23 protein-coding genes are annotated in these 26,443 nt (G+C 65.4%); 17 read left to right on the forward strand and 6 right to left on the reverse strand.

Going from position 1 to position 26,443, the window contains the following annotated elements; genetic code table 11:
- The first annotated feature begins 15 nt into the window (after nt 1-15).
- From AB4Y34_RS18325 to AB4Y34_RS18345, 5 genes are all read left to right on the forward strand, one after another.
- Complete coding sequence (locus AB4Y34_RS18325; protein ID WP_176380687.1) at nt 16-813, forward strand: xanthine dehydrogenase family protein subunit M; 798 nt, start codon at nt 16-18, stop codon at nt 811-813.
- Nucleotides 814-981: 168 nt separating this feature from the next.
- Nucleotides 982-1,863, forward strand: a complete 882-nt coding sequence (locus AB4Y34_RS18330; RefSeq protein ID WP_368716798.1) for an AAA family ATPase — start codon at nt 982-984, stop codon at nt 1,861-1,863.
- 11 nt (nt 1,864-1,874) lie between these two features.
- Nucleotides 1,875-3,140 (forward strand): VWA domain-containing protein, encoded by a 1,266-nt coding sequence (locus AB4Y34_RS18335; protein ID WP_368716799.1) that lies wholly within the window; start codon nt 1,875-1,877, stop codon nt 3,138-3,140.
- On the forward strand, nt 3,131-3,739 hold the full coding sequence (locus tag AB4Y34_RS18340) for a CoxG family protein (RefSeq protein WP_368716800.1): 609 nt from the start codon (nt 3,131-3,133) through the stop codon (nt 3,737-3,739). The genes AB4Y34_RS18335 and AB4Y34_RS18340 overlap by 10 nt, the downstream gene beginning before the upstream one ends.
- A complete protein-coding gene (locus AB4Y34_RS18345; RefSeq protein WP_368622980.1) occupies nt 3,712-4,734 on the forward strand; it encodes an XdhC family protein in 1,023 nt (340 codons plus the stop codon). The genes AB4Y34_RS18340 and AB4Y34_RS18345 overlap by 28 nt, the downstream gene beginning before the upstream one ends.
- Before the next feature lie 51 nt (nt 4,735-4,785).
- On the opposite strand, the gene AB4Y34_RS18350 is transcribed toward AB4Y34_RS18345, so the two are convergent.
- A complete protein-coding gene (locus AB4Y34_RS18350) occupies nt 4,786-5,484 on the reverse strand; it encodes a PepSY-associated TM helix domain-containing protein (protein WP_368716801.1) in 699 nt (232 codons plus the stop codon).
- A 334-nt stretch (nt 5,485-5,818) separates the two neighbouring features.
- Between AB4Y34_RS18350 and AB4Y34_RS18355 the strand changes: the two genes are divergently transcribed.
- Nucleotides 5,819-7,717 (forward strand): DUF3857 and transglutaminase domain-containing protein, encoded by a 1,899-nt coding sequence (locus AB4Y34_RS18355; RefSeq protein WP_176380681.1) that lies wholly within the window; start codon nt 5,819-5,821, stop codon nt 7,715-7,717.
- Between the two features lie 11 nt (nt 7,718-7,728).
- Here AB4Y34_RS18355 and AB4Y34_RS18360 read toward each other — a convergent pair whose 3' ends face one another.
- Together AB4Y34_RS18360 and AB4Y34_RS18365 are read right to left on the reverse strand one after the other, a co-directional pair.
- Nucleotides 7,729-8,766, reverse strand: coding sequence for a serine/threonine protein kinase (locus AB4Y34_RS18360; RefSeq protein WP_368716802.1), 1,038 nt, complete (start codon nt 8,764-8,766; stop codon nt 7,729-7,731).
- Nucleotides 8,767-8,983: 217 nt separating this feature from the next.
- Nucleotides 8,984-9,196, reverse strand: a complete 213-nt coding sequence (locus AB4Y34_RS18365; protein ID WP_013088095.1) for a hypothetical protein — start codon at nt 9,194-9,196, stop codon at nt 8,984-8,986.
- 420 nt (nt 9,197-9,616) lie between these two features.
- Between AB4Y34_RS18365 and AB4Y34_RS18370 the strand changes: the two genes are divergently transcribed.
- From AB4Y34_RS18370 to AB4Y34_RS18390, 5 genes are all read left to right on the forward strand, one after another.
- A complete protein-coding gene (locus tag AB4Y34_RS18370; RefSeq protein WP_368716803.1) occupies nt 9,617-12,799 on the forward strand; it encodes an efflux RND transporter permease subunit in 3,183 nt (1,060 codons plus the stop codon).
- 103 nt (nt 12,800-12,902) lie between these two features.
- Nucleotides 12,903-14,234, forward strand: coding sequence for an efflux RND transporter periplasmic adaptor subunit (locus AB4Y34_RS18375; protein ID WP_368716804.1), 1,332 nt, complete (start codon nt 12,903-12,905; stop codon nt 14,232-14,234).
- An 8-nt stretch (nt 14,235-14,242) separates the two neighbouring features.
- Nucleotides 14,243-15,811 (forward strand): efflux transporter outer membrane subunit, encoded by a 1,569-nt coding sequence (locus AB4Y34_RS18380; RefSeq protein WP_368716853.1) that lies wholly within the window; start codon nt 14,243-14,245, stop codon nt 15,809-15,811.
- Between the two features lie 219 nt (nt 15,812-16,030).
- Nucleotides 16,031-17,221 (forward strand): MFS transporter, encoded by a 1,191-nt coding sequence (locus AB4Y34_RS18385; RefSeq protein WP_368716805.1) that lies wholly within the window; start codon nt 16,031-16,033, stop codon nt 17,219-17,221.
- A gap of 283 nt (nt 17,222-17,504) precedes the next feature.
- The gene (locus AB4Y34_RS18390) at nt 17,505-17,687 is read left to right on the forward strand and encodes a hypothetical protein (protein WP_008923386.1); all 183 of its coding nucleotides are present in this window, start codon (nt 17,505-17,507) and stop codon (nt 17,685-17,687) included.
- Between the two features lie 106 nt (nt 17,688-17,793).
- Here AB4Y34_RS18390 and mgrA read toward each other — a convergent pair whose 3' ends face one another.
- Complete coding sequence (gene mgrA / locus AB4Y34_RS18395; RefSeq protein ID WP_176380676.1) at nt 17,794-18,837, reverse strand: L-glyceraldehyde 3-phosphate reductase; 1,044 nt, start codon at nt 18,835-18,837, stop codon at nt 17,794-17,796.
- A gap of 226 nt (nt 18,838-19,063) precedes the next feature.
- Between mgrA and AB4Y34_RS18400 the strand changes: the two genes are divergently transcribed.
- Nucleotides 19,064-19,270 carry a DUF3185 family protein gene (locus AB4Y34_RS18400; RefSeq protein ID WP_152851698.1) on the forward strand — a complete coding sequence of 69 codons (207 nt, stop codon included), beginning with the start codon at nt 19,064-19,066 and terminating at the stop codon, nt 19,268-19,270.
- Nucleotides 19,271-19,300: 30 nt separating this feature from the next.
- Here the strand turns inward: AB4Y34_RS18400 and AB4Y34_RS18405 are convergent, their stop codons facing one another.
- Entirely contained in the window at nt 19,301-20,062 is a 762-nt protein-coding gene (locus AB4Y34_RS18405) for a phytanoyl-CoA dioxygenase family protein (RefSeq protein WP_368716806.1), read from the reverse strand.
- Between the two features lie 515 nt (nt 20,063-20,577).
- On the opposite strand from AB4Y34_RS18405, the gene AB4Y34_RS18410 reads away from it, so the two are divergent.
- On the forward strand, nt 20,578-20,940 hold the full coding sequence (locus AB4Y34_RS18410; RefSeq protein ID WP_176380674.1) for a hypothetical protein: 363 nt from the start codon (nt 20,578-20,580) through the stop codon (nt 20,938-20,940).
- Nucleotides 20,941-21,107: 167 nt separating this feature from the next.
- Here the strand turns inward: AB4Y34_RS18410 and metK are convergent, their stop codons facing one another.
- Nucleotides 21,108-22,295, reverse strand: a complete 1,188-nt coding sequence (gene metK, locus AB4Y34_RS18415; RefSeq protein WP_368716807.1) for a methionine adenosyltransferase — start codon at nt 22,293-22,295, stop codon at nt 21,108-21,110.
- A 285-nt stretch (nt 22,296-22,580) separates the two neighbouring features.
- Between metK and AB4Y34_RS18420 the strand changes: the two genes are divergently transcribed.
- The 4 genes from AB4Y34_RS18420 (at nt 22,581) to xerC (ending at nt 26,381) form a co-directional block, all read left to right on the forward strand.
- Nucleotides 22,581-23,465 carry a lipid A biosynthesis lauroyl acyltransferase gene (locus AB4Y34_RS18420; RefSeq protein ID WP_176109805.1) on the forward strand — a complete coding sequence of 295 codons (885 nt, stop codon included), beginning with the start codon at nt 22,581-22,583 and terminating at the stop codon, nt 23,463-23,465.
- 229 nt (nt 23,466-23,694) lie between these two features.
- The gene (gene dapF / locus AB4Y34_RS18425; RefSeq protein WP_368716808.1) at nt 23,695-24,630 is read left to right on the forward strand and encodes a diaminopimelate epimerase; all 936 of its coding nucleotides are present in this window, start codon (nt 23,695-23,697) and stop codon (nt 24,628-24,630) included.
- A 57-nt stretch (nt 24,631-24,687) separates the two neighbouring features.
- Entirely contained in the window at nt 24,688-25,434 is a 747-nt protein-coding gene (locus AB4Y34_RS18430) for a DUF484 family protein (protein ID WP_176380670.1), read from the forward strand.
- Between the two features lie 23 nt (nt 25,435-25,457).
- Nucleotides 25,458-26,381 (forward strand): tyrosine recombinase XerC, encoded by a 924-nt coding sequence (xerC, locus tag AB4Y34_RS18435; RefSeq protein WP_368716809.1) that lies wholly within the window; start codon nt 25,458-25,460, stop codon nt 26,379-26,381.
- Nucleotides 26,382-26,443: the final 62 nt, after the last annotated feature.

The following is a 26,443-nucleotide window of genomic DNA, read 5'->3' on the forward strand; positions in this document are numbered from 1 at the left end:
AGCGGAGCATTCGACATGTATTCATTCGAGTATCAACGCGCGACGGATCCGCAAGCGGCCGCCGCAGCCCTCACCGCCGACCCGGAAGCGAAGTTTCTCGCCGGCGGCCAGAGCCTTCTGCCGACGATGCGCCTGCGTCTTGCGCAGCCGTCGCAACTGATCGACGTGACGCGCATTCCCGCGCTCAAGACGATCGGCGTCGACGCCAACAAGGTGACGATCGGCGCGGCCGTTTGTCATGCCGACGTCGCCGAGCATGCGGACGTGCGGCGCGTGTTGCCCGCGCTCGCGGAGCTGGCTTCGAATATCGGCGATCGCCAGGTGCGCGCGCTCGGCACGATCGGCGGCTCGCTCGCGAACAACGATCCGGCCGCGTGCTACCCGGCCGCCGCGATGGGGCTCGACGCGACGATCGTCACGGACCGGCGGCGCATCGCGTCGAGCGATTTCTTCGTCGGCATGTACGAGACCGCGCTCGAACCCGACGAGTTGATCGTCGCCGTCGAGTTTCCGGTGCCTGAGCGCGCCGCGTACGAGAAATTCCGAAATCCGGCCTCGCACTTCGCGCTGGTCGGCGTGTTCGTCGCGAAGTCCGCAGGCGGTGTGCGGGTTGCGGTGACGGGTGCGGCGTCGTCGGTATTTCGCGTGCCCGAGCTCGAAAGCGCGCTGTCGGCGAACTTCACGCCCGAGGCGGCACGCGCGGTCAGCGTGTCGCCCGACGAGCTGAACGACGACATGCACGCGAGCGCCACGTATCGCGCGCATCTGATTCCGCTGCTCGCCGCGCGCGCGGTCACGAAGGCAAATGCCTAGCGATACTCGCTAGGCGGCCCGGCTTGCCGCGCGAACATCTTGGCGCGCGCAAGCCGGCTTCGTTCCTTTCGCGAGCAGGCGCCTGCGTTCGACGCCGACCTCGCGCCCATTGCGTTCTTCACTCGCGCCACACCTTGTCATGGCCTGTCGCGCAGATTCAGGACCACCATGCAGCCGGCTTCGATCGACGACACCCTCGCCCAACTCGCCGCCCAGCGCTATTTCGCGAGCCGCGAACTCGCAACCGCGCTGTATCTCGCGCTGCGCATGGAGCGGCCGCTGTTCGTCGAAGGCGAGCCGGGTGTCGGCAAGACCGAGCTCGCGAAAGCGGCGGCCGGCATGCTCGGCACCACGCTGCTGCGGCTGCAATGCTATGAAGGACTCGACACTGCGAGCGCGCTTTATGAGTGGGACTACCCGCGCCAGATCATGGCGCTGCGGCTCGCCGAAGCGAGCGGCGAGCGCCCCGACAACGACACGCTGTATCGCGGCGAATTCCTGCTGAAGCGTCCGCTTCTACAGGCACTGATGCCCGACGAAAACCAGCCCGGCGCGCGACGCGTGCTGCTGATCGACGAAATCGACCGCGCCGACGAACCGTTCGAGGCCTTCCTGCTCGAACTGCTTTCGGATTTCCAGGTATCGATTCCCGAATACGGCACCGTGCGCGCCGCACAGCCGCCGCTCGTCATCATGACGTCGAACCGCACGCGCGAAGTGCACGATGCGTTGAAGCGCCGCTGTCTGTATCAATGGATCGGCTACCCGGATCGCGAGCGCGAACTCGAGATCGTCGCCGCGCGCGCGCCGCAAACGTCGGCGCAATTGCAGCGGCGCGCGGTCGACTTCGTGCATCGGCTGCGCGGCATGGATCTGTTCAAGGCGCCTGGCATCGCCGAAACGATCGACTGGTGCCGCGCGCTCGAAGCGCTGTCGGTAACGGAGCTCGATCCGCAATCGGTGCAGAACACGCTCGGCGTGCTGCTCAAGTATCAGGACGATCTCGCGCGCGTGGATGCCGCGCAGATCGCGCAGTGTCTGGCCGGGTGAGGGTCGTCGGCATGACGAACGACATCGGCATAGGCAGACACGACGGCGCGAACCAGCAGTTCGCGCCCACGCTCGCGCGCAACGTCGTTCATTTCGTGCGCGTGCTGCGCGGCGCCGGTTTGCCGATGTCGCCCGCACAGGCCGTCGACGCGCTCGCCGCGTTGCAGTGGATCGATCTCGGCCGCCGCGACGACGTGCGCGCCGCGCTTGCCGCGCTGCTCGTCACCGCGCCCGACGAACGCGAGCTCTTCAATGCCGCATTCGATCTTTTCTGGCGCGACCCCGACTGGGAGGGCAAGCTGCGCGCACTGCTGCTGCCGAAAGTGCGCGACGGGCTGCCGCCGCCGAAGCGCAACAACCGTCTCGCCGATGCGCTCGCGGTACGCATGCCGCCGTCGCCGCATCTGAATGCGCCGCAAGAAACCGAGCAGCACGAGTTGCATGCTCAGTTGACGTTCAGCGCGGAAGAGCGGCTGCGTCATCGCGATTTCGACACGCTGAGCGCCGACGAATGGCGCACGCTGCGTCATCTGATCCGCGGCCAGCGGCTGCCGCTCGCCACCGAACCGACGCGGCGCCTGAAGGCGGCATCGCACGGCACGCACGCTGACCTGCGCGCGAGCGCGCGGCACGCGGTGCGCGCCGGTGGCGACTGGACCGTGTGGAAGTATCGCGCGAGGGTCGAGCGCAAGCCGCCGCTCGTGCTGCTGCTCGACATTTCCGGCTCGATGAGCAACTACTCGCGCGCGGTGCTGTACTTCTGCCACGCGTTGTTGCAGTCGCGCGAACGTCTGCAGGTGTTTCTGTTCGGCACGCGGCTCACGAACGCGACGCGCGCATTGCGCGAACGCGATCCCGACGTCGCGATCGCGACGCTCAGCGATCAGGTGGTCGACTGGTCGGGCGGCACGCGCATCGGCGCGGCGCTCGCCGAATTCAACCGGCGCTGGGCGCGCCGCGTGCTCGCAGGTCGTGCAACGGTGCTGCTCGTCACCGACGGTCTCGATCACGAAGCGATCGACGTGCTCGATACCGAAATGGCGCGCCTCGCACGTTTCGCGCATCGCATCGTGTGGCTCAATCCGCTGCTGCGGTTCAGCGGCTTCACTCCGAAGGCGCGCGGCGTGCAGGCGATCCTGCCGTATGTCGACGCGCATCGTCCGGTTCATAATCTAGACAGTCTCGCAGCGTTCGGCCGCGACCTCGCGCAATTGACGCGCACGCCTCGCCACGCCGTCGCCGCGACGACACTCGCAGGAGCAACGTCATGGAATTGAGCGAAACTCATACGCTGCCGGTCGCGCAGCAGCAAACGTGGGACGCGTTGAACGACACGGAGATTCTGCGCGCCTGCATCCCCGGCTGCGAAAGCATCGACCCGGACGGCGAAAACGCGTACCTGGTCACGCTGAGCGCGGCAGTCGGCCCGGTCAAGGCGCGCTTCAAGGGGCGGATGCAACTGACCGACATCGACGCGCCGAACGCCTACAAGATCGTGTTCGAAGGCCAGGGCGGAGCGGCCGGCTTCGCGAAGGGCAATACGCAGGTCACGCTCGAAGCCGACGGCGATGCCGCGACGAAGCTCTCCTACACCGCCAACGCGCAGGTCGGCGGCAAGCTCGCTCAGATCGGCTCGCGGCTCGTCGACGGCGCGGCCCGGAAGATCGCCGGGGAGTTTTTCAAGCGCCTGAGTGCCCAGCTCTCGGGTGAGAATAGCGCTGATGAAGCTGCGGACGGAGACGCCTCGGTGGATACCGAAGCCGAACCTGCGTCCGCGTCTGCGCAAGCGGAATCGAACGACGCCGCGGACGGAGAGTCCGGCGGCGAAGCAAAGAAGGGGAAGAAATCATGGACAGCGTGGATCTCGAAGTTCTGAAAACCAGCGCCCGCTGGCTGGAAGACGGACATCGCGCGCTCCTCGTGACGGTCGTGAAGACGTGGGGCTCGTCGCCGCGTCCCGAGGGCGCGATGCTCGCGGTGCGCGACGACGGCCTCGTGGTGGGCTCGGTGTCGGGCGGCTGCATCGAAGACGATCTGATCGACCGCGTACGGCAACAGGGCATCGAGCAGACGCATCCGGAAGCGGTGAAATACGGGATCACAGCCGAGGAAGCGCATCGCTTCGGGCTGCCGTGCGGCGGCACGATCCAGCTCGTGCTCGAACCGTTGACGCGGCAAAGCGGCATCGCCGAGTTGTGTCACGCGGTGGAGAACGGCCGGCTCGTCGCGCGCGAGCTCGACATGGCGACGGGCGCGGTGCGGCTCGACAACGCGCAGGCGACCGACGGCGTGCATTTCGACGGTGAGCGTCTGCTGACGATCCACGGCCCGCGCTACCGGATGCTCGTGATCGGCGCCGGGCAGTTGTCGCGCTATCTATGCCACATCGCGGTGGGGCTCGATTATCAGGTGACGGTCTGCGATCCGCGCGAGGAATACACCGAGGAATGGGACGTGCCGGGCACGAAGATCGTCCGCACGATGCCGGACGATACCGTGATCGACATGAAGCTCGACGAGCGCTGCGCGGTGATCGCGCTCACGCACGATCCGAAGCTCGACGATCTCGCGCTGATGGAAGCATTGAAGACGCCGGCGTTTTATGTCGGCGCGCTCGGCTCGCGCCGGAACAATCACGCGAGACGCGAGCGTTTGAAGGAGTTCGATTTGAACGAAGCCGAACTGGCCCGTTTGCATGGGCCAGTCGGCATTTATATCGGCAGCAGGACGCCGCCTGAGATCGCCGTGTCGATTCTCGCGGAGGTGACGGCGGCCAAGAATGGCGTGTCGCTGCCGACGCTATTGCAGGTCGAAGGGGCGAAGGCTGCGCGGGAGATTGCGGCGTCGGGTGGCGCCGCTTGCAAAGTGTAGCCTGCCGCGTTCAACAAACCAGACGGAGGGCACCGGGCGTGCCTTCCGCGCTTACATCAAGCCGCAAACCACCGCCGCGATCACTGATCCGCTCAGCAGTACCACGCCCACCACGCGGCGTTTATTCAATTCGGTCCACAGCAGCACGCCGGTCAGCGACAGCAGAATCAGGCTGCCCGCGATCGTGTCGATCAACAGCACCCACCCGACGCTGAGACCCACGCCCTTGTGCAGATTGCTCAGCGTCGCGAAAAACGAGTTGCGCGTGTGCTTCACCGTCACGAAGCCATTGCCGACCCAGTACTCGGCCTGCACGCTCTGGCCCGGGCCCATGATGCCGACCTGCCATTGCTCAGGCTGAATCGTGCTGTGATCGCCCCACGCGACCGGATGGGCGGGCTCGCGCTTCGCGCGTCCAGGCTTGCCGTCGATCTTCAGTTCGCGTTGCAGCCACTTCGCCATCTCCCCCGGCGAGTGCAGCGGTTTCTCCGGCACCGCGATCTGCATTTCCTCGACCTGCGGCGCGCCCGGGGAAACTTTGAGCGGACCGGCGCGATGATTGAGCAGAAAGCCGGTCACGCCGAACATCAGCCCGAGCACCGCGCCCCACAAGCCGATCCAGCCATGCACATTGCGCAGCCACTTGATGACGGTCGCACGACGCGAACGCTGCCGCCCCGGCGCCTGCTGCGCGGCGGCGCCCGGCGCGGGGACGGTAGGTTTCAAATCGATCGATTCAGGCGCTTTCAAAACGGACTCCGGGCTAGAGCGGTAACAAGAATTCGAGTGAGAAGAGGCGGATCGGCCGGCTTGTGGTCCGGGCGATCGCGTGAAGGGCTGGCTGGCGGTCACAGAGGAGGAGACGCGTGACAAAAAGCTTTCGATGCCTTTCAATTGAGAAACATTATCATTACACGATTAAGTGTTTTGCTCAATGTCGGGACGCTGTGGGTGCGCGGTGCATACCCGCCGGGCAATCTCCGAGTCGCTTCCAGATGCGCGCCAGCCGCTTGACATCCGCGCGGCGTGAAACGACGCTAGCTGGCGATGCCGTCAACGTTATCGTCCGGGGATACCTACCGTCATGCGACTCTGCCTCGTGGTCCTTGCCACCGCCAGCTGGCTGGCCGGCATTCATGCCGCGAGCGCGAGCATGCCGGTCAAACTGGACGACCCGTACACCAACGAAGGCGAGACGCAGACCTTCACCATCAACGCGGACGGCTCGTATGCGAAGCTCGATTCGATGACGCTGCGCGTGAACACCGAAGCCGGTGTCGAGCGGGTCGCGCAGCAATACGTCTGGTTCAACCGGAACATGGCCGACGTGCAGATCCTCGAGGCCTATACGGTCACCGCCGATGGTAAACGTCACGACGTAGCGCCCGAGCAGATCCGCGACGTGCAGGAAGTCCGTTCGTTCGACGCGCCGATGTTCCAGGACATCCAGGAAAAGGTGATCGTGTTCCCCGCGGTCGAACCCGGCGCGCGCGTGCATCTGACGTACCGCAAGACGCAGCGGCAGCCGATCGTGCCTGGAGAATTCAGCGACTTCACGCCGCCCGACCTCGCGCCGACCCGCGACTTCCGCCTGATCTACGACCTGCCCGCTGACAAGCCGTTGTACGCGGACGCGCGGGGCTTCAGCGCGGTGACGCCCATCACGCGCGACGGCCGCACGCGCTACGAATTCCGCTACGACAAGGCGCATTTCGACCGGCTCGAACGCGGCTCGATCGCGTACGTGTCGTACGGGGATCGGCTGATGGTGTCGACGTTTCCGAGCTATGCCGCGTTCGCCGCGTCCTATCGCAGCTCCGCGGCCGACCCGGGTACGCACGACGCCGCGATCACCCAGCTCGCGCAGCAGTTGACCGCGCACGATCACACCCCGCGCGACAAAGCCAAAACGCTGTACGACTGGGTTCGCCGCAATATCCGCTATGTCGCGATCTACGTCGGGCGAGGCTCCGTCGTGCCGCACAGCGCGAGCGCGATCCTCGCGAACCGCTATGGCGATTGCAAGGACCACGTCGCGCTCTACGGCGCGCTGCTCGACGCGGTCGGCGTGCGCAACGAGCCGGCGCTGATCAGCAGCGGCACCATCTACACGCTGCCGAGCGTGCCCGGCTACGGCGTCATCAATCATGCGATCACGTGGCTGCCCGATTTGCAGACGTACGCGGATTCGACCGCGTCGAACGTCGAGTTCGGTTTTCTGCCTTCATCCGACATGAACCGTCCCACCGTGTTGATCGACGACGGCGTGCTCGCGCAAACACCGGCCACCGCGCAGATGTCGCGCAGCACCGATCTCGCGATCAAGATCGAACCGGACGGCTCGGCGAGCTTCACGTATCGGCTTCAGGATGCCGGACCGCACGCCGAGCAGGCCCGCGCGCGGCTACGCACGCAGACGCCCGGGCAACGCGAGGAATCGATCCAGGCCGAGTTGCGCAACGCGAATCTGCGCGGCACCGCGACGCTGACGACGAGCGACCTCAGCGCGGTCGACGGCCCGCTCACGCTGACGATGAAAGGCACGCTGGAAAGTCTCGTGGTGACCGGCATGACCGCATCGATCCCGGCCTTGACGAGCCTCGGCGGCGGCGTCGAGGCCGATACGCGCTACTGGCTCGGCGAACGCAAGCGCACGCAGCCGTTCGTGTGCCACAACCTCGCGATCCACGAACGCGCGCGCATCGAACTGCCGGCCAACTTCCGCGTGCTCGACATGCCGGAGGCGCAACGCACGCAGGACCGCTTCGTCGATTTCACGTCGGAGTACACGTTCGATCCGCTCAGCAACGTGGTCACGATGACGCGCGACGGCGCCACGCATTTCGACAGCGACGTGTGCACGCCCGATGATTTCACGCATATGCGTCCCGCGATCGAAGCGATCGGACGGGACGTGCGCGCGGAGGTGATCGTCAGATCGACGCTGGTGGAGTCGTCGAACGTGGCGTCGCAGGCGCCTTGATCGTCAACGCGTCAAACCGGCCACAACGGCCCTTCCTGCATCGCGCCGATCTGCTCGCGCATCTCGAGGATGCGGTCCTCCCAGTAGCGCTGGGTGTTGAACCATGGAAACGCGGCCGGAAACGCCGGGTCGTTCCAGCGGCGGGCGAGCCAGGCCTGATAGTGAATGAGCCGCAACGTGCGCAGCGCTTCGATCAGATACAGTTCGCGCGGCTCGAACTCGCAGAAATCCTCGTAGCCGGCGAGCAGATCGGCGAGCGCGCGCGACGCCTCCGCGCGTTCACCCGGCAGCAGCAGCCACAGGTCCTGAATCGCGGGACCCATGCGGCTGTCGTCGAAATCGACGAAATGCGGGCCCGCATCGGTCCACAACACGTTGCTCGGATGACAGTCGCCGTGCAGTCGCAAGGTGCGAATCTCGCCGGCCCGTTCGAACGCAAGCGCGACGCCTTCGAGCGCGAGATTCACGACGGTTTCCCACGCGGTGCGCAGGTCGTCGGGCACGAAACGATGCGCGAGCAGGAAGTCGCGCGGCTCGTAGCCGAACGTGTCGATGTTCAGCGCGGGACGTTCCGCGTAGTCCTGGGTTTGCCCGATCGCATGAATGCGTCCGATGAAACGTCCGAGCCATTCGAGCGTGTCGCGCCGGTCGAGATCCGGCGCGCGACCTCCGCGTCGCTCGAAGACCGAGAAGCGGAAACCGTCGAAGCTATGCAGTGTGTGGCCATCGAGAATGCGCGCAGGCACGGCCGGAATCTCGCGCGCGGCGAGTTCGGCGACGAACGCGTGCTCTTCGAGAATCGCCGCGTCGCTCCAACGCTCGGGACGATAGAACTTCGCGACCACGGGCGGACCGTCTTCGACGCCGACCTGATACACGCGATTTTCGTAGCTGTTGAGCGGCAGCAGACGGCCGTCGGTCCGCACGCCGGACGTTGCGAGCACGCCGTCGATCGCGTCCAGCACGGTTTCCGGCGTGAGCCGCGCGAACGGCACGGCGCCATCGGCGCCGGCCTCAGGATGGAAATTATCGGGAATGGTGTCGTTCATGCCCCGCATTGTGCGCCGCGCCGCGGCTAAAGACGAGGGCGACGGCTCGCAATGCGTGCGTGGCATCGCTAGAAATACGGGCTGATTTGCGGCGCGCCGTGAATCGACGCGCGCATCGACCCGTAGCGATGCTGGCGAGCCGATCTCACCTTACAACATCACTACAACCGCTCCTGCGTGTCACACAACGGCCATGAGCAACAGGTAAGCGTCTCGTTCAATGCGTCTGCGCGCCGGCCGGACGTATCAGGTCGCCGGTATCGATCAGATCTTCGAGGAAAAAGGGTTCGGTATTGAGCTGCCGCGATGCGCCGGGTTCGCCGGCGTACCACGCCACCATCGCCATGTCGCCAAGAATGCGCATGACGATTCCGCGCGCGCCTTGCGGCACGGCGATATGTACCGATCGGACAATGGAACCGACTTGCATGATAATTCCCCGCTTCCCTTAGCCGGCTTTATGATTTCACGCCGGTCGAGGTGATGATAAAAACGCCGCTTCGCATTGGACGTTGCGTGCGCACTTAATCTGTCGCGCGCATGGCGCGTGAGAGGTTCGAGTCATTGTTCCCGCTTTGCGGGGCTTTGGGAAGGCGAATAGAAGGCTTTCACCAGTCGTTTCGCCCTATTCCCATTACGCTGCGCACAGCCGATGATCTCCGCGTCAGACGTCGTAACGAAGACCATCATAAACCCTGCCGGGGGGAGACATCAAAAACGTGCATTACCAGAACGATCTGCCAGATGCGAGTGAGGCGCAGCTTCGCACCTGCCTTCGCGCCGACCGGCGCGCCTGCGTTTCCGATCCGCGCGGTGCGGCCGCCGCTGATTTCATTCGACCGCGCTAGTCATGTGGATCGTTCGTCTCGCGCTACGGCGCCCCTATACGTTCGTCGTGCTGGCGTTGCTGTTGCTGATCGTCGGACCGTTGACGATTCTGCGCACGCCCACCGACATCTTTCCGAACATCGATATTCCGGTGCTGTCGGTGATCTGGTCGTACAACGGCCTGCCCCCCGACGAAATGGAGCGGCGCATCGCGCTGAACTACGAGCGCGGCTTGTCGGTAGCGGTCAACGATATCGAACACACGGAATCGACGTCGCTGAACGGCATCACGGTCATCAAGATCTTTTTCCAGCCGGGCGCGAATATCGACGAAGCGCTAGCGCAGGTCACCGCGCTGTCGCAGTCGCAAGTGCGCTCGCTGCCGCCCGGCATCACGCCGCCGTTCATCCTGCGCTACAACGCGTCGACGGTACCGATTCTGCGGCTCGCGTTGTCGTCCGCGTCGCTGACCGAGCAGGAGCTGTTCGACTTCGGCAATAACTTCCTGAAGACGCAGCTCGCCACCGTGCCGGGTGCATCCGCGCCGCTGCCGTATGGCGGCAAGCAACGGCAGATCATGATCGATATCGATTCGCGCAAGCTGCAAGAGCGCAATCTGTCGCCGATGGACGTGGTCAGCGCGGTCTCCGCGCAGAACCTGATTCTGCCTTCTGGCACCGCGAAAATCGGCTCGACCGAGTACTCGGTGGTAATGAACGGCAGCCCCGATTCGCTCGCCGGGCTGAACAACATTCCGATCCGCACCACCGCAAACGGCACCGTCTATATCCGCGACGTCGCGCACGTGCGCGACGGCTACCAGCCGCAGACCAACATCGTGCGCGTGAACGGCCAGCGCGCCGCGCTGCTGACGATCAACAAAAGCGGCAACACGTCCACGCTCGATATCGTCGACCGCATCAAGACGATGATGCCCACGCTGCGCAATCTGGTGCCGCCGTCGCTGAATATCGACCCTGTCGCCGACCAGTCGCTGTTCGTGCGTGCATCGGTGGAGGGCGTGCTGCGTGAAGCGCTGATCGCCGCGTGCCTGACGGGCCTGATGATTCTGCTGTTCCTCGGCAACTGGCGCGCGACGCTGATCATCGCGGTATCGATTCCGTTGTCGATGATCACGTCGATCATCGCGTTGTCCGCGCTCGGCCAGACGATCAACATCATGACGCTCGGCGGGCTCGCGCTGGCGGTCGGGATTCTGGTCGACGATGCGACCGTCGCGATCGAGAACATCAGCCATCAGCTCGAACAGGGCAAGACGCTGGAACAGGCGATTCTCGACGGCGCGCATCAGATTGCGATTCCGACGCTCGTGTCGACGTTGTCGATCTGTATCGTGTTCGTGCCGATGTTTCTGCTCACCGGTGTCGCGCACTACCTGTTCATTCCGCTCGCCGAAGCGGTGGTGTTCGCGATGCTCGCGTCGTACTTCTTCTCGCGTACGCTCGTGCCGACGCTCGCGAAGTATCTGCTGCGCTATCATCACAAGCCCGCTGATCTGCATCACGCGCCGGCGCAAACGCGGAATCCGTTCATGCGCGTGCACTACGCGTTCGAGCGCGGTTTCTCGCGTTTGCGCGAGCGCTATCGCAAGTTTCTCGAAGCGCGTGTGGCGCGACCGGGTCTGTTCGTCACGCTGTTTCTCGTGTGCTGTGGCGCGTCGCTGCTATTGCTGCCGTTTATCGGCCGCGACTTTTTCCCCGCCGTCGATGCCGGCACGATCGCACTGCATATGCGCGCAAAAACCGGCATGCGGGTCGAGGAAACCGCGGTGCTGACCGATCGAGTCGATGCGCGCATCCGTCAGCTGATTCCGGCCGGTGAACTGCATTCGATCATCGACAACATCGGCCTGCCGGTGTCGGGTATCAACCTGTCGTACAGCAACACGGGCACGATCGGCACCTCCGACTCGGACATCCTGATCACGCTGAATCCCGAACATCATCCGAGCACCGGCTATGTGCGCACCTTGCGGCGCACGCTCACCGACGAATTCCCCGGCGTGCAGTTCGCGTTTCTGCCGGCCGATATCGTCAGTCAGACGCTGAATTTCGGCATGCCGTCGGCGATCGACATCCAGATCGTCGGCCGTGAGGTGGCCGCCAATCGTGCGTTCGCCGCGAAGCTGCTGAACCGTCTGCGCACGGTGCCGGGCCTCGTCGATGCGCGCATCCAGCAGCCCGCCGATCTGCCGCGGATTTTCATCGACGTCGATCGCACGCGCGCGCAGCAAGCGGGCTTTTCGCAGCACGATATCGCGAGCAATCTGCTGATCACGCTGTCGGGCAGCCAGCAGACCACGCCGACGTTCTGGCTCAACCCGCGCAACGGCGTCAGCTACAACGTGATCACGGAGGCGCCGCAATACACGATCGATTCGCTGCAATCGCTCGCGAACATTCCGTTGAACGCCAACGGCCGCAACAACATTCTCGGCTCGCTCGCGACGATGCGCCGCGAAGCCAGCAACGCGGTGCTCACGCACTACAACGCGCAAACCACGATCGACATCTACGGCACCGCCGACGGCCGCGACCTCGGCGGCGTGTCCGACGACATCCGCAGGATCATCGACGAATCGAAAGCCGAGCTGCCGAAGAGCTCGACGATCGAACTGCGCGGCCAGGTGCAAACGATGAACGAGTCGTTCTCGGGCCTGCTCGCCGGTCTGCTGTTCGCGGTGCTGCTCGTGTATCTGCTGATCGTCGTCAATTTCCAGTCGTGGCTCGATCCGTTCATCATCATCACCGCGCTGCCGGGCGCGCTCGCGGGCATCGTGTGGATGCTGTTCCTCTCCCACACCACACTGTCGATCCCTGCTCTCACCGGCGCGATCATGTGTATCGGCATCGCGACCGCGAACTCGATTCTCGTGATCAGCTTCGCGCGCGAACAGCTGCTGCTGCACGGCGACGCGACCCGCGCGGCGATCGAAGCGGGCTTCACGCGTTTCCGCCCGGTGCTGATGACCGCGCTCGCGATGGTGATCGGCATGGTGCCGATGGCGATCGGTCTCGGCGAAGGCGGCGAGCAGAATGCGCCGCTCGGGCGCGCGGTGATCGGCGGGCTCGGGGTCGGCACGCTGGCCACGCTGATCTTCGTGCCGGTGGTGTTCTCGATGATCTATCGACGGCTCGCGGCGCGGCATCAGCGTGCCGCGGAACACGTGGTGCAGAAGCCATGAACATCCAGCACGCGATGACCGTACCAACTGGCACGCGCAACATGCGATGCCACGACACAAGAGGCAGCCTCGACTGCCCATGCAATTTCGAAGGGGAAGCTTGATGGAAGCACAACGTCCCGGCGGCTCGGGTTCGGGTTCGGGTTCGGGTTCGGGCTCTGGCTCTGGCTCTGGCGGTCACGCCGCGCATGATCCGGCGAAAGCGCGACGCACGCACCTGATCATGATCGCCGCCGCCGTCGCGGTGCTCGCGCTCGCCGCGCAAGGCATCTGGTCGCGCCACGATGCGCATGCGGCGCTCGAACGCGATGCCGAGCACACGAGCCAGATGAGCGTCGAAGTCGTGCAGCCGCAGAAGTCGTCGGCCGGGTTCGATCTGACGTTGCCCGGCAACGTGCAGGCCTTCCTCGACACGCCGATCTACGCACGCACCAACGGCTATCTGAAGAAGTGGTACGCCGACATCGGCGCGCGCGTGAAGAGCGGCCAGTTGCTCGCGGAAATCGACACGCCCGAAATCGACGACCAGTTGCGCGCCGCCCGCGCCGATCTCGCGAACGCCGAAGCGAATTACGCGCTGGCGAAGAGCACCGCGGATCGCTGGACGGATATGTTCAGAAGCAAGTCGGTGTCGAAGCAGGAGACCGACGAAAAAGTCGGCGACATGCTCGCGAAAAAGGCCACGCTCGACGCCGCGCGTTTCAACGTCGCACGACTCGAAAAGACCCAGTCGTTCCAGAAAGTCTATGCGCCGTTCGACGGCACCGTGACCGCGCGCAACGTCGACGTCGGCGCGCTGATTGACGCGGGCAGCTCGGGCGGTCCCGCGAAGGAACTGTTTCATGTCGCTCAGGCGGACCGGCTGCGTGTCTATGTGAACGTGCCGCAAGCGTACGCGCAGCAGGTGCGCGCGCAGCAGAGCGCGTTTCTGACGCTGACCGAGATGCCGTCGCGGCACTATCCGGGCACGGTCGCGCGCACCGCCGGCGCGGTCGATCCGCAGCAGCGCACGATGCTCGTCGAAGTCGACGTCGACAATCACAGCGGCGAGCTGTTGCCGGGCGCGTACGCGCAGGTGCATTTCGCGCTCGGCGCGGGCACGGCGTCGTTCACGCTGCCGGGCAACGCGCTGCTGTTCCGCCCCGACGGCGTCAAGGTCGCGACCGTCGATCCCCAGCACAAGGTGAAGCTGCTGCCGGTATCGCTCGGCACGGACTTCGGCACGCGCGTCGCGATCGTGGCGGGCTTGCAGGGCAACGAGCAGGTGATCCTGAATCCGCAGGATTCGATCGTCGATGGCGCACCGGTGCGCATCGTGCCGCGCAAGGCGGAAGAGGGTCCGGCTTCGGAAGGCGCGGCTGGAGCCGGTGCGACCGGCGCGGCGGCCAGCTCGCCGGCGGCGCTAGCCGGCGCGCGGCCGGGCGCGAGGACGTGATGATGAAGATGTCGGTTTTGCGGCGCGTGCTTGCGTCTTCGGCTGAATTCGCGCGCGGGTCGGCGAGCGTTTCCATTCGCGCCCCGGCAGTCGCGCTGGCTCTCGCCGGCGCGCTCGGCGCCTGCACCGTCGGCCCCGACTACGTGAAGCCCGCCGCCGTCACGCCCGCGACCTGGCGCGAACTCGAGGGCACCGGCTGGAAGCCCGCGCAACCCGCTGACACGCTCACGCGCGGCGCGTGGTGGCGCATCTACGGCGACGCATCGCTCGATGCACTCGAACCGCAGGTCGCGAGCGCGAACCAGGACGTGCAGGCCGCCGAAGCGCGCTTTCGCGCGGCGCGCGCGAGCGTCGCGCAATATCGCTCGCAATTCTTCCCGGTGGTCACCGCGGGCGTCCAGTATTCGCGCACGCGGACCTCGGAGAACGTGCTGCATAAATCGACCGCCGGTCTCGCGCTGAACGACTATCTGGTGCAGGTCGACGCGTCGTGGGAACCGGACCTGTGGGGCCGCGTGTCGCGCAGCGTCGAAGGCGCGAAGGCTGGCGCGCAGGCGAGCGCCGCCGACGTCGACGCCGCGCTGCTGTCGATGCAGGCCGAGCTCGCCACCGATTACTTCGAGCTGCGCGGGCTCGACCAGGAGCGCCGACTCCTCGACGACACGATCAAGGCCTACCAGCAGGCGCTCGAACTGACTCAGCATCGCTACGCCGGCGGCATCGCGACCGATGCCGATGTCGCGCAGGCACAAGCGCAGCTGAAGACGACCCAGGCGCAGGCGCTCGATCTCGGCGTGCAGCGCGCGCAGCTCGAACATGCGATCGCGATCCTGATGGGTCAGCCGCCGTCGAGCTTCACGCTGCCGGTCGCGCCGCTCGTCGCGGTGCCGGTCGTCGCGGCGACCGGCGTGCCGTCCGGATTGCTCGAGCGGCGTCCCGACATCGCTGCGGCCGAGCGGCACGTCGCCGCGATGAACGCGCAGATCGGCGTGGCCACCGCGGCGTTTTTCCCGAACCTCGTGCTGGCCGTGACGGGCGGACTCGAAGCGACCAATTACAGCCAATGGCTGCTCGCGCCGAGCCGGCTGTGGTCGCTCGGGCCGACGCTCGCGGGCACACTGCTCGACTTCGGCGGCCGCGCGGCCGCCAAGGATCAGGCGCGCGCGCACTACGACGAAAGCGTCGCGCAATATCGGCAAACGGTGCTGAACGCGTTCGGCCAGGTCGAGGACAATCTCGCCGCGCTGCGCGTGCTGGAACAGGAAGCGGCCGCCCAGGACGACGCGGTCGCGGCCGCGCGGCGCGCGCTCGCGGTCGTGTCGGACCGCTACCGGAACGGCGCGATCACCTATCTCGACGTGGTCGTCGCGCAGACGACCACGCTCACCAACGAGCGCAACGCGGTGTCGATCGCGCGCCGCCGGATGGCCGCGAGCGTCGCGCTCGTGAAGGCGCTCGGCGGCGGCTGGGATACGTCGGGACTGCCGGGCGACGATGTGGTCGGGCATCCGCCGTCCGCGACTTCGGGTGCGACGCAGACGCCGGCGCCGGCCAACGACGCGGGCGCGCACGGCTAGCGCCGGGAGACGGGCGCGCGACATGCGAGGCGTGAAGGGCGCGCGCGTTGCCCACGCCACGGGCTCGAAGCGAGTTTTCAGCGTATCCTTAACGCCTTTCGCGCGTTTCCGTGTGACCCAAGGAGTTCTGTTGTGACCCTGCCGCCGCAATCCCAGCGGACTGCATCTGCCGTTCCCTCCCCCGTTGCAGCTTCAGTTGCTTCCACCCGCACCGCCAGCGTGTCGGACATCCCCTATCTCGAACGCGGCTCGCGCGCGTACTGGCGCGCCAGCCTCGCGCTGCTGTTCGCCGGCTATGCGACGTTCTCGCTGCTTTACTGCGTGCAACCGCTGCTGCCGTCGTTCTCCGAAGCGTTCAACGTGACGCCGGCGCAAAGCAGTCTGTCGCTGTCGCTATCCACCGCGGCGCTCGCGCTGGCGATTTTCGTCGCCGGTTTCGTCTCCGAGGGTTGGAGTCGGCACAAGCTGATGACGCTGTCGCTGACGGTGTCGTCGGTGCTGACGATTGGCGTATCCGTGGCGCCGCACTGGAATCAGCTGCTCGTGCTGCGCACGCTCGAAGGGCTCGCGCTCGGCGGCGTGCCGGCCGTCGCGATGGCCTATCTCGCCGAGGAAGTGCATCCCGACGGTCTCGGTCTCGCGATGGGTTTGTACGTCGGCGGCACGGCGATCGGCGGCATGGCCGGGCGGGTGATCACCGGCGTGGTCGCCGATCTGTTTTCATGGCGCGTCGCAATCGGCACGATCGGCGTGCTCGGCCTGCTGTCGATGCTCGCGTTCCGCGCACTGCTGCCTCCATCGCGCCATTTCGTGCCACGCCGCGGGCTCGGCTTCGCGCATCACCGCACGCTGCTGTTGCGGCAGTTCACGCGACCGGGCTTGCCGCTGCTGTTCCTGCTCGGCTTCGTTCTGATGGGCAGCTTCGTCACGCTGTACAACTACATCGGCTACCGGCTGCTCGCGCCGCCGTATCGGCTGAATCAGACGGAGATCGGCGCGATCTTCATCGTCTATCTGGTCGGTGTGGTCGCGTCGCCGTGGTCCGGGCGCATGGCCGATACGTTCGGCCGCGCGCGCGTGCTGATGGGGAGCCTGCTGCTGATGGTGTTCGGCCTCGCGCTGACGATGCTGCATCCGCTCGCGGCGGTCGCGACCGGCATCGCGTGCGTGACATTCGGGTTCTTTGCCGGGCATTCGGTCGCGAGCGGCTGGGTCGGGCGTCTGGCGAAAGATGCGAAAGGCCAGGCTGCGGCGCTGTACCTGCTCGCGTACTACATCGGCTCGAGCCTGGTCGGCTCGTATGGCGGCCACGTGTGGGCCGGTCATGGCTGGAACGGGGTCGTCGGGCTGGTCGGTGCGCTGCTTGTGATCGGCCTGGTCGCGGCGACACGCCTGCGCGCACGCGAATAGCCGCGCGCGATCATCGATCCCGCATGGATCGGCGCAAAACGAAAGGCTTGCGTAAGTGAACGCTCGATACTTTGCGCCGTGTTTTGTTGCGCCGCGCCAATCGCCGCACGCCCGTCGCGCCGGGGTTCAGCAGCTTGCGAATAAGCGCCGGCGCGCAAGCTCGCGCCGCCGCACCGCTCCATCCGTCTCCTATACTCGATTCGTGCACTGGTGCTGCATGATTTCAAAACCGCAGCCTCTGCCGGAACGACATAGCATCCATCCTGCATGGGAGGAGACGAAGATGACGTACTTCACGATCGGCGATTTCATCCTGGTCATTCCGATGGCGTTAGCGGGTGCGCTATTCGTCGGCGCGCTGCCCTGCAAAACCGAGTTGCGACACAACGCGCTGCGTGTGCTGGGCGCGCTGATCGGTGTGATGTGCGCGGTGGCGCTGGTCGAGGGTCTGCCGGCGCTCGTGTAGCGGCGCGGCGCGAAGTACCAACGAAAAAGCCGCACGCTGAGCGTGCGGCTTCGTTTTGCCGTTCGTTCGGTCCGCCTGTTGCGCGGACGGCTGGCTCCTCACGCGATCAGATCGCCTGGTCCGTCGATGGCTTTTCCCACAGGTTGATCCCGCCTTCGGTCGCATAGCGATCGATTTCGGCGAGTTCGTCGGCCGAGAATGCGAGGTTCTTCAGCGCGCCGACGTTCTCGCGCACCTGCTCCGCGCGGCTCGCGCCGATCAGCACCGACGTCACGCGCTGATCGCGCAACGCCCATGCGAGCGCCATCTGCGCGAGGCTCTGACCACGGCGCTGTGCGATGTCGTTGAGCTTCCTCACGTGTTCGATGTTCTGCGGGTTCAGATGCTCGTCTTTCAGCGAACCGCCGCCCGGCTTGTTGACGCGCGCATCGGCCGGCACGCCGTTCAGGTACTTGCCGGTCAACAGCCCTTGCGCGAGAGGCGTGAACGCGATCGCGCCCGCGCCGACTTCGGCGAGCGTATCGAGCAGGTCGTGTTCGATCCAGCGGTTCAGCATGTTGTAGGACGGCTGATGGATCAGCAGCGGCACCTTGTATTCGGCGAGCAGCCTGGTCATTTCGCGGGTCTTCGCCGACGAGTACGACGAGATGCCGATGTAGAGCGCCTTGCCCTGCTGCACCGCGCTCGCCAACGCGCCCGCGGTTTCTTCGAGCGGCGTGTGCGCGTCGAAGCGATGCGAATAGAAGATATCGACGTATTCGAGGCCCATGCGCTTCAGGCTCTGGTCGAGACTCGCGAGCACGTACTTGCGCGAGCCGCCGCCCTGGCCGTACGGACCCGGCCACATATCCCAACCGGCCTTCGACGAAATCAGCAGCTCGTCGCGATACGGCTTGAAATCGTCCTTGAACAGACGGCCGAAATTGGTTTCCGCGCTGCCGTACGGCGGGCCATAGTTGTTCGCCAGATCGAAGTGCGTAATGCCGAGGTCGAACGCCGTGCGCAGGATGTCACGCTGCGTCGAGATCGGCGTGGTGTCGCCGAAGTTGTGCCACAGGCCGAGCGACAGCGCCGGCAGTTTGAGACCCGACTTGCCGCAGACGCGGTATTGCATGTCCGAATAGCGTTCTGAAGCTGCTTCGTAAGCCATTGCTAGTGTCCTTGTCGATGAGATCGCCCGAGAATTGCGGGCGTGAGGATTCGCGCGTTGCGGGAGGCGTGCTGCTCGGGGATTTATTGTCGTGATGTCGCCGTGGTGCGGCTAGACCGCTATGTTAGCCAATCGACGCGGCGCTTGCAGGCACCCAGTATGCGGGATGGACGAGCACGCGCGGCTCACCTACACTCTGGCCGGTTCAAGTTGATGGGAGGTGCAGATGGCGAAGGCGATTTCGATCGCGCTGATTGTCGGCGGCATCGTGCTGCTGTATTTCGGCGGGCAGGCGTTCAATTCGGTGAGCAGCGACGTGTCGCGCTTCTTTACCGGTTCGCCGAGCAACAAGGCGATCGTGCTGATCGTCGCGGGCGTGGTGGCGACGCTCGCCGGGCTGACGGGAATCGCGATGTCGGGGCGCAAGCGCTGAGCGTCCGCGCGACGCCCACGACGAAAATAGCTAGAACGCGATCTCGGGCTTCGCGGCCGAGCGCGTGCCGGGCAGCGGCACGTTGCTTACGCCGTGATAGGTGAACACCAGCGAGAACTTCACCTGATCGCTGAGATTCTTGCCGGCCGAGTGGAGCGTGTTGCAGTGGAAGAACACCACGTCGCCGGTCTTCAGCTCCGGCGACACCGCGGTGCGGATCGCCGCCTCGTTCTCGGCGAGATCCGTGCGGAAAAATTTCGCTTCGTCGAAACGCTCGGACGTGAAGGCGGCGCCATGCGATTGCGGCACGAACCACAGCGCGCCGTTATCGATGGTTTCCGGGCCGACCGCGAGCCACACCGACACCAGGTCGTCGCGCTCGAACGACCAGTAACGCACGTCGCGATGCCAGCCGGTCAGGCTGCCGTATGCGGGGTGCTTGGTCATCATGCAGTTGTGATGCGCGCGCGACAGTCGCGGCTCCTCGCCAAAATACAGTTCCATCCAGCCACGGATTTCGGGCGCGGTCGCCCATTGCGCGAACGCGGGGTGACGACCGTACGCGTCGAGCAGGCGCCGCACCGTATGTCCGCCCGGCGCATCTTTCGATGACGGCGCGCCCGGATACTTCAGATCCGCTTCGAATTCGATCGGTGCCGCCGCTTCCTGCAGCTGCCGCTGTGCGATCCGCTTCAGCTCGTCGCAACGCTCGGGCGACACGAGTCCTGGCACAACGACAAAACCCTGCTCCCGCAACGTTTGAATCTGCTCTTTCTTCGAATGGAGTGACATGGCGTTCCGTTAACGTCGACTAACTGATGTTCGATTGTAAAACGGGCGCGATCGGGGTGCGTTGTTTCGCGGCGCGCCAATGCACCGGTTTCAAGCGTGCGGTGCACCCGCATCGCACATTCGCTGGTCAAATATGCACGCAAATCGCCCGTCACAAGTGAAACCAGCTTGGTGTCGGCGACGATTCGATCCTGAGGGAATTCGATCTCGCAGGGTACTAACCCGACTTTCTGACGTCACGATTCCCGTGTAGCCTGCTCGCATGTCGATCGCCGCTTACGCAGTTTTCTATTGTGCGCAGGCCGTCAAGGCTCGTGCCGTCGGTTTCTCCGCGTTGTACCTTCGCTGCGCTGCGCGCCATGTTTCGCGTCGCGATCTCTCGCGACACGACGCGCACCGAATTTCCGGCTTTCAGGCCGTTCATCGCAACCCCGTCATTGGCACATATGGTGCTGTTTGTCCGTGCACATCCGATGCACGCGCCGACGTGCGGTTCATTGCCTAAATGTGAAGCCATGCATACTCTTTTGAGCACCCGTCTTACCCGCGCCGCGCTGAAAGCGGCGCGTCCCGCGCGCCGTCATATGATGCGGGCGCTGCGTCACCATGCCGCGCGCACCCGCGCGCTCGGCGAGCAGTGGCGCGACGCGAAGGCCGTCGACGGCTTTCGCACCTGGTTCCATACGTTCTTCTCGGCGCTGCGCCAGCAGAGCGGCACGCGCCGTCTGTCGCTGCGCACATTGCTGCGCAAGCCGACACCGTTGCACCTCGCGGTCGCGAAACACGCGCCGGCGGTGCGCACGCCTGCGAGCCGCCGACCGCGTCGGCTGTCGACGAGCAGCAGCGGGTGGTTCGCGTTTGCGTTTGCGAGCCGCTGAGATTGCTGGGCCGGTGAGTTGCTGTTGCGCGTTGAGTGGCTAGTGCAAGACTTCGAGCGCGACGGCATCGTTACGCCGTCGACGGACGAAGAAAAACCCCGCCCGGCTCACGCCGGCGGGGTTTTTCGCTTTCAGGTAACTATCGACTCGCGCTGGTTACGCGCTAGTTACGCGATTGCCGCGACCGGCTCGGTGCCTGCCGCTTCGGCGAGTGCGAGCGCCTTGTCGGTGGCTTCCCACGTGAATTCCGGCTCTTCGCGGCCGAAGTGGCCATACGCCGCGCTCTTCTCATAGACCGGGCGCAGCAGGTCGAGCATCTGGATGATGCCCTTCGGACGCAAGTCGAAATGCTGACGCACGAGTTCCGTGATCGTCGCATCCGACACGCGGCCGGTGCCGAAGGTGTTGACCATCACCGAGGTCGGCTGAGCGACGCCGATCGCGTACGACACCTGGATCAGGCAGCGCGACGCGAGGCCCGCGGCCACGATGTTCTTCGCGACGTAACGGCCGGCGTAAGCCGCCGAGCGGTCGACCTTCGACGGGTCCTTGCCCGAGAACGCGCCGCCGCCGTGCGGTGCCGCGCCACCGTACGTATCGACGATGATCTTGCGGCCCGTCAGACCGCAATCGCCCTGCGGACCGCCGATCACGAAGCGACCGGTCGGGTTCACGAGGTACTTGATATCACCCTTCATCAGCTCGGCCGGCAGCGTCGGTTTGATCACTTCTTCGATCACCGCTTCGCGCAGCGTGTCGAGCTCGATGTCCGGTGCATGCTGGGTGGACAGCACGACGGTGTCGATCGAATGCGGCTTGCCGTCGACGTAGCGCACGGTGACCTGCGACTTCGCGTCCGGACGCAGCCAGGGCAAACGGCCGTCGCGGCGCAGATTCGCCTGGCGCTCGACGAGACGGTGCGACAGGTGGATCGGCAGCGGCATCAGTTCCGGCGTTTCCTCGCACGCGTAACCGAACATCAGACCTTGGTCGCCCGCGCCTTGATCGAGGTTGTTGTCGTGCGCGCGGTCCACGCCCTGGGCGATGTCCGGCGACTGCTTGTCGTAGGCGACGAGCACCGCGCAGCCGCGGTAGTCGATGCCGTAGTCTGTGTTGTCGTAGCCGATGCGCTTGATCGTGTTGCGCGCGATCTGGATGTAGTCGACGTTCGCGGTAGTGGTGATTTCACCGGCCAGCACGACGAGACCCGTATTGCACAGCGTTTCGGCCGCGACACGCGAGTACTTGTCTTGAGCGAGGATGGCGTCGAGGATCGCGTCCGAGATCTGGTCCGCGACTTTGTCGGGATGGCCTTCGGAAACGGATTCGGAAGTGAAGAAGTAGTCGTTTGCCACGTTGCAGACTCCTGTTAGTGGTTACGGTTGCGTTCCACGTAGCCGACTTCGGGAGTCTGAAGCGGCGACGCTTTAGCGGATTACCTTACCGATGGACGCTTGACTCATGGAAACCCATGGACCGCACCCGCCGGCTTCGCCCCGCAAGTTGTCTATTAACTCGGCGAAGCCCTTATTATAGCGACTTCCTTTGAATGTCACAGAGTGTCCACGAGTGCGGTATCACGCCAATTTTTCCGCTCCCCGCAATCCCGCCCCTAGCAGCGCCGTGCGCCCGGAGGCTGCATGCTGAGTAGCTACGGCGCGAAGCTCGCAGTCGGGCTGCTCAAACTCTTTGCCTTATTGCCATATGGATTCGTCGCCCGTCTCGGCGACGGGCTCGGCTGGCTGCTCTATCAAATCCCGAGCCGTCGCAAGCGCATCGTTCATACGAATCTGAAGCTGTGCTTCCCCGACTGGAGCGACGAGCGCCGCGAGGACGTCGCGCAGAAGCACTTCCGTCACGCGATCCGCAGCTATCTCGAGCGCAGCGTGCAGTGGTTCGGCTCGGCGAAGAAGCTCGAAAAGCTGATCCAGCTCGACAGCGCAATCGATCTGACCGACCCGAACCTGCCGCCGACGCTCTTTCTCGGCTTTCACTTTGTCGGCATCGAGGCCGGTTCGATTTTTCTGAACTACTCATTGAAGCGCCAGTGCGGCTCGCTGTATCAGCCGATGTCGAATCAGGAGCTCGAGGCAGTCGCGAAAGCGGCGCGTGCGCGTTTCGGCGCGGACATGGCAAGCCGCGCGGACAGCGCGCGCGTCGTACTGCGCTGGCTGCGCGAACGCAAACCGGTGATGCTCGGCGCGGACATGGACTACGGCGCGCGCAATTCGACGTTCGTGCCGTTCTTCGGCGTGCCGACCTGCACGCTGACCGCGGTCGGCCGTCTCGCTAAGGTCGGGCACGCGCAGGTGGTACCGTTCATCGGCGAAGTGCTGCCGAACTACAAGGGCTACCGGCTCAAGGTCTTCAAGCCTTGGGACAACTATCCGACCGGCGATGATGACGCCGATGCGCGACGCATGAACGAATTTCTCGAAGAGCAGATTCCGCTGATGCCCGAGCAGTATTACTGGGTGCACAAGCGGTTCAAGACGCGGCCGCCGGGAGTGCCTGGGGTGTATTGAAGATGGCGCTGGGACCCGGCTCCCAGCAGTCGGAGCACGTCGATGAGCGCACGTGAGGCGGCATCCAGGCCCCTTGCCCGCCATACCGTTTCCGATGGGCCAACGTGTATCATCTGCTATTGGCCCAGCACGGCTCGAAAGGGTGATTCACCCAACAGCCGGCAAAGCCCGGATTTTCGGCTCCGCCCGCACGCGCGAAGCCCTACGCAGCAACGGATACACGAAAAACGTGAAGCTCAAATTCACCAAAATGCACGGCGCGGGTAACGACTTCGTCGTGCTCGACGGCTATACCCAACCGCTTGAACTGACCACGGCGCAGGTGCGCGCGCTCGCGAATCGCCATTTCGGCGTCGGTGCCGACCAGTTGCTGCTGGTCGAAAAGCCGACCGTCGAAGGCGTCGATTTCAGATATCGCATCTTCAATTGCGACGGCGGCGAGGTCGAACATTGCGGCAACGGCGCGCGCTGCTTCGTCAAGTTCGTGCGCGAGCGCGGTCTCACCGACCAGCGCAGCGTGCGCGTGCAAGTCCAGAAAGGCACGATCACGCTGACGATGCAGGACAACGGCGAGGTGATCGTCGACATGGGCACGCCCGTGTTCGATCCCGAACTCGTGCCGTTCGCGACCAAAGGTCTGCAAGGCCGCCGCGAAGGCGCGGATACGCTCTGGCCGCTCGACGTGAACGGCACGACGCGCTGGATGTCGGTGGTGTCGATGGGCAACCCGCATGCGGTGCAGGTCGTCGACCATGCCGAGGCGTTCCCTGTGCTGGTCGAAGGTCCGGCCATCGAGCGGCACACGCGCTTCCCGCAGCGGGTCAATGCGGGCTTCATGCAGATCGTCAACCGCAACGAGATCAGGCTGCGCGTCTACGAACGCGGCGCGGGCGAAACGCTCGCGTGCGGCACCGGCGCGTGCGCGGCGGTCGCGGCCGGTATTCGGCGCGGCCTGCTGGATTCGCCGGTGCTCGTGCACACGCACGGCGGCGATCTGACGATCACGTGGGACATCGCGCAACCAGGCGCGCCGCTGCTGATGGCCGGCCCCGCGGTCACCGTCTTCGAAGGGGAGATCGAGTTGGCAGAAGATGCGTCGAGCGCATCGCCCGACTCGTCGCAGCACAATCCGTCCAGCCCGGCCGCCGTGGCGCCCTCCGTCTAACTCATTGACCTACGCGCCGCCGCGAGGCGGCCATCCCGTAGTCCTCACGCCGAAACCATGAACGATCGCGAAGTCGCCGAATACCTGCTCGCCAATCCCGAATTCTTCGTCGAACACGCGGAAACGCTCGCGACCATCCGGCTCGCGAACCCGCACGGCAAAGCCGCGGTGTCGCTGCAGGAGCGGCAAATGGAGATGCTGCGCGACAAGAACAAGCATCTCGAACGGCGTCTGGCCGAACTGCTGCGCTACGGTCACGAGAACGACAGCATCGCGGCGAAGTTCAACCGCTGGACCATCCGCGTGATGGCTGAGCGCGATCCGTACGCGCTGCCGCGCACGATCGCCGGCGGTCTGCTCGATATCTTCGACGTGCCGCAAGCGGCACTGCGTGTGTGGGACGTCGCCGAGCCCTATGCGCAAGCCGACTTCGCGCGCCACGTCAGCGAGGAAGTGCGGATTTTCGCGGGCAGCCTGAGCACGCCTTACTGCGGCGCGAACACCGGCTTCGAGGCCGCGCAATGGCTCCCGCAGGCGGCGAGCGCGTCCAACGGCGCGGCCAACCCGCCGGCAAGCGCGACCGACGACCCCAGCGCCCCATCGGGCGAAACGGCGCAGACCACCGAATCGATCGCGCTGCTTGCGCTGCGCGACCCCGAAGGTGCTGAAGACGCGCCGACGTTCGGCCTGCTCGTGATGGGCTCGTCCGACCCGCGACGCTTCCACGAAGGCATGGCCACCGATTTCCTCACGCAGATCGGCGCGCTCGCGAGCGCCGCGCTGAGCCGGCTGCTGCCGCGCTGAGCCACGCAACGTCACCGCCCACCGTGACCGCCGCCGACCCGATCGCCGCCTATCTCTCGCATCTCGAGCACGAGCGGCGGCTGTCGGAGCATACGCTGCGCGGCTATACGCATGAGCTCGCGGAACTGAAGCTGCTCGCCAAAGGCCGAGCGCTCGAAAGTCTCACCGCCGTCGACATCCGCGGCGCCGTCGCGCGCGCGCATGCGGGCGGCCTCACCGCGCGGTCGATCGGCCATCGGCTGTCGGCGTGGCGCGCGTTTTATCGCTGGCTTGCGGGCCAAATCGAGCTGCCGGCCAATCCGGTCGCCGCGGTGCGCGCGCCGAAGCAGGCGAAAACGCTGCCGAAGGCGCTTTCCGTCGACGACACCGCGCGCCTGATGGACAGCCCGCCCGCCGACTCCCCGGAAGGCCTGCGCGATCACGCGATGCTCGAGCTGTTCTACTCGTCGGGCCTGCGCCTCGCCGAACTGGTCGGCCTCGACGTGCGTTTCGCCGACGCCGACGGTTATCGCTCGGCCGGCTGGCTGAAGCTCGATTCCGGCGAAGTCGAAGTGCTCGGCAAAGGCAACCGGCGCCGCGTCGTGCCGGTGGGCAGCAAGGCGGTCGCGGCGCTGAATGCATGGCTCGCGGTGCGCGAACGGATGGTCCGCCACGATCCGCATCCGCTCTTCCTGTCGGCGCGCGGCAACCGGCTGTCGCCGAACGTCGTGCGCGAGCGCGTGAAGCGCGCGGCGCTCGCGGCCGGCATTCCTGCCAACGTGCATCCGCACGTGCTGCGCCATTCGTTCGCGACGCACGTGCTGCAGTCGAGCGGCGATCTGCGCGCCGTGCAGGAACTGCTCGGACACGCGAGCATCACCGCGACGCAGGTGTATACGGGCCTCGATTTCCAGCACCTCGCCCACGTCTACGACAGCGCGCATCCTCGCGCCAAGAAACGCAACTGATCACGCGACTGCCGGCCGCGCGCCACGACGCGCCGCCCCATCGCTACTACCTCACCGACATC

It is taken from the genome of Paraburkholderia sp. BR10954, assembly GCF_040965775.1.
Lineage (GTDB): Bacteria > Pseudomonadota > Gammaproteobacteria > Burkholderiales > Burkholderiaceae > Paraburkholderia > Paraburkholderia youngii.

Bases quoted from the DNA above. Each gene is read 5' to 3' on its own strand.
- AB4Y34_RS18325 (WP_176380687.1), top strand. From the start codon at position 16: ATGTATTCATTCGAGTATCAACGCGCGACGGATCCGCAAGCGGCCGCC.
- AB4Y34_RS18330 (WP_368716798.1), top strand. From the start codon at position 982: ATGCAGCCGGCTTCGATCGACGACACCCTCGCCCAACTCGCCGCCCAG.
- AB4Y34_RS18335 (WP_368716799.1), top strand. From the start codon at position 1,875: ATGACGAACGACATCGGCATAGGCAGACACGACGGCGCGAACCAGCAG.
- AB4Y34_RS18340 (WP_368716800.1), top strand. From the start codon at position 3,131: ATGGAATTGAGCGAAACTCATACGCTGCCGGTCGCGCAGCAGCAAACG.
- AB4Y34_RS18345 (WP_368622980.1), top strand. From the start codon at position 3,712: ATGGACAGCGTGGATCTCGAAGTTCTGAAAACCAGCGCCCGCTGGCTG.
- AB4Y34_RS18355 (WP_176380681.1), top strand. From the start codon at position 5,819: ATGCGACTCTGCCTCGTGGTCCTTGCCACCGCCAGCTGGCTGGCCGGC.
- AB4Y34_RS18360 (WP_368716802.1), bottom strand. From the start codon at position 8,766: ATGAACGACACCATTCCCGATAATTTCCATCCTGAGGCCGGCGCCGAT.
- AB4Y34_RS18365 (WP_013088095.1), bottom strand. From the start codon at position 9,196: ATGCAAGTCGGTTCCATTGTCCGATCGGTACATATCGCCGTGCCGCAA.
- AB4Y34_RS18370 (WP_368716803.1), top strand. From the start codon at position 9,617: ATGTGGATCGTTCGTCTCGCGCTACGGCGCCCCTATACGTTCGTCGTG.
- AB4Y34_RS18375 (WP_368716804.1), top strand. From the start codon at position 12,903: ATGGAAGCACAACGTCCCGGCGGCTCGGGTTCGGGTTCGGGTTCGGGT.
- AB4Y34_RS18380 (WP_368716853.1), top strand. From the start codon at position 14,243: ATGTCGGTTTTGCGGCGCGTGCTTGCGTCTTCGGCTGAATTCGCGCGC.
- AB4Y34_RS18390 (WP_008923386.1), top strand. From the start codon at position 17,505: ATGACGTACTTCACGATCGGCGATTTCATCCTGGTCATTCCGATGGCG.
- mgrA (WP_176380676.1), bottom strand. From the start codon at position 18,837: ATGGCTTACGAAGCAGCTTCAGAACGCTATTCGGACATGCAATACCGC.
- AB4Y34_RS18400 (WP_152851698.1), top strand. From the start codon at position 19,064: ATGGCGAAGGCGATTTCGATCGCGCTGATTGTCGGCGGCATCGTGCTG.
- AB4Y34_RS18405 (WP_368716806.1), bottom strand. From the start codon at position 20,062: ATGTCACTCCATTCGAAGAAAGAGCAGATTCAAACGTTGCGGGAGCAG.
- AB4Y34_RS18410 (WP_176380674.1), top strand. From the start codon at position 20,578: ATGCATACTCTTTTGAGCACCCGTCTTACCCGCGCCGCGCTGAAAGCG.
- AB4Y34_RS18420 (WP_176109805.1), top strand. From the start codon at position 22,581: ATGCTGAGTAGCTACGGCGCGAAGCTCGCAGTCGGGCTGCTCAAACTC.
- AB4Y34_RS18430 (WP_176380670.1), top strand. From the start codon at position 24,688: ATGAACGATCGCGAAGTCGCCGAATACCTGCTCGCCAATCCCGAATTC.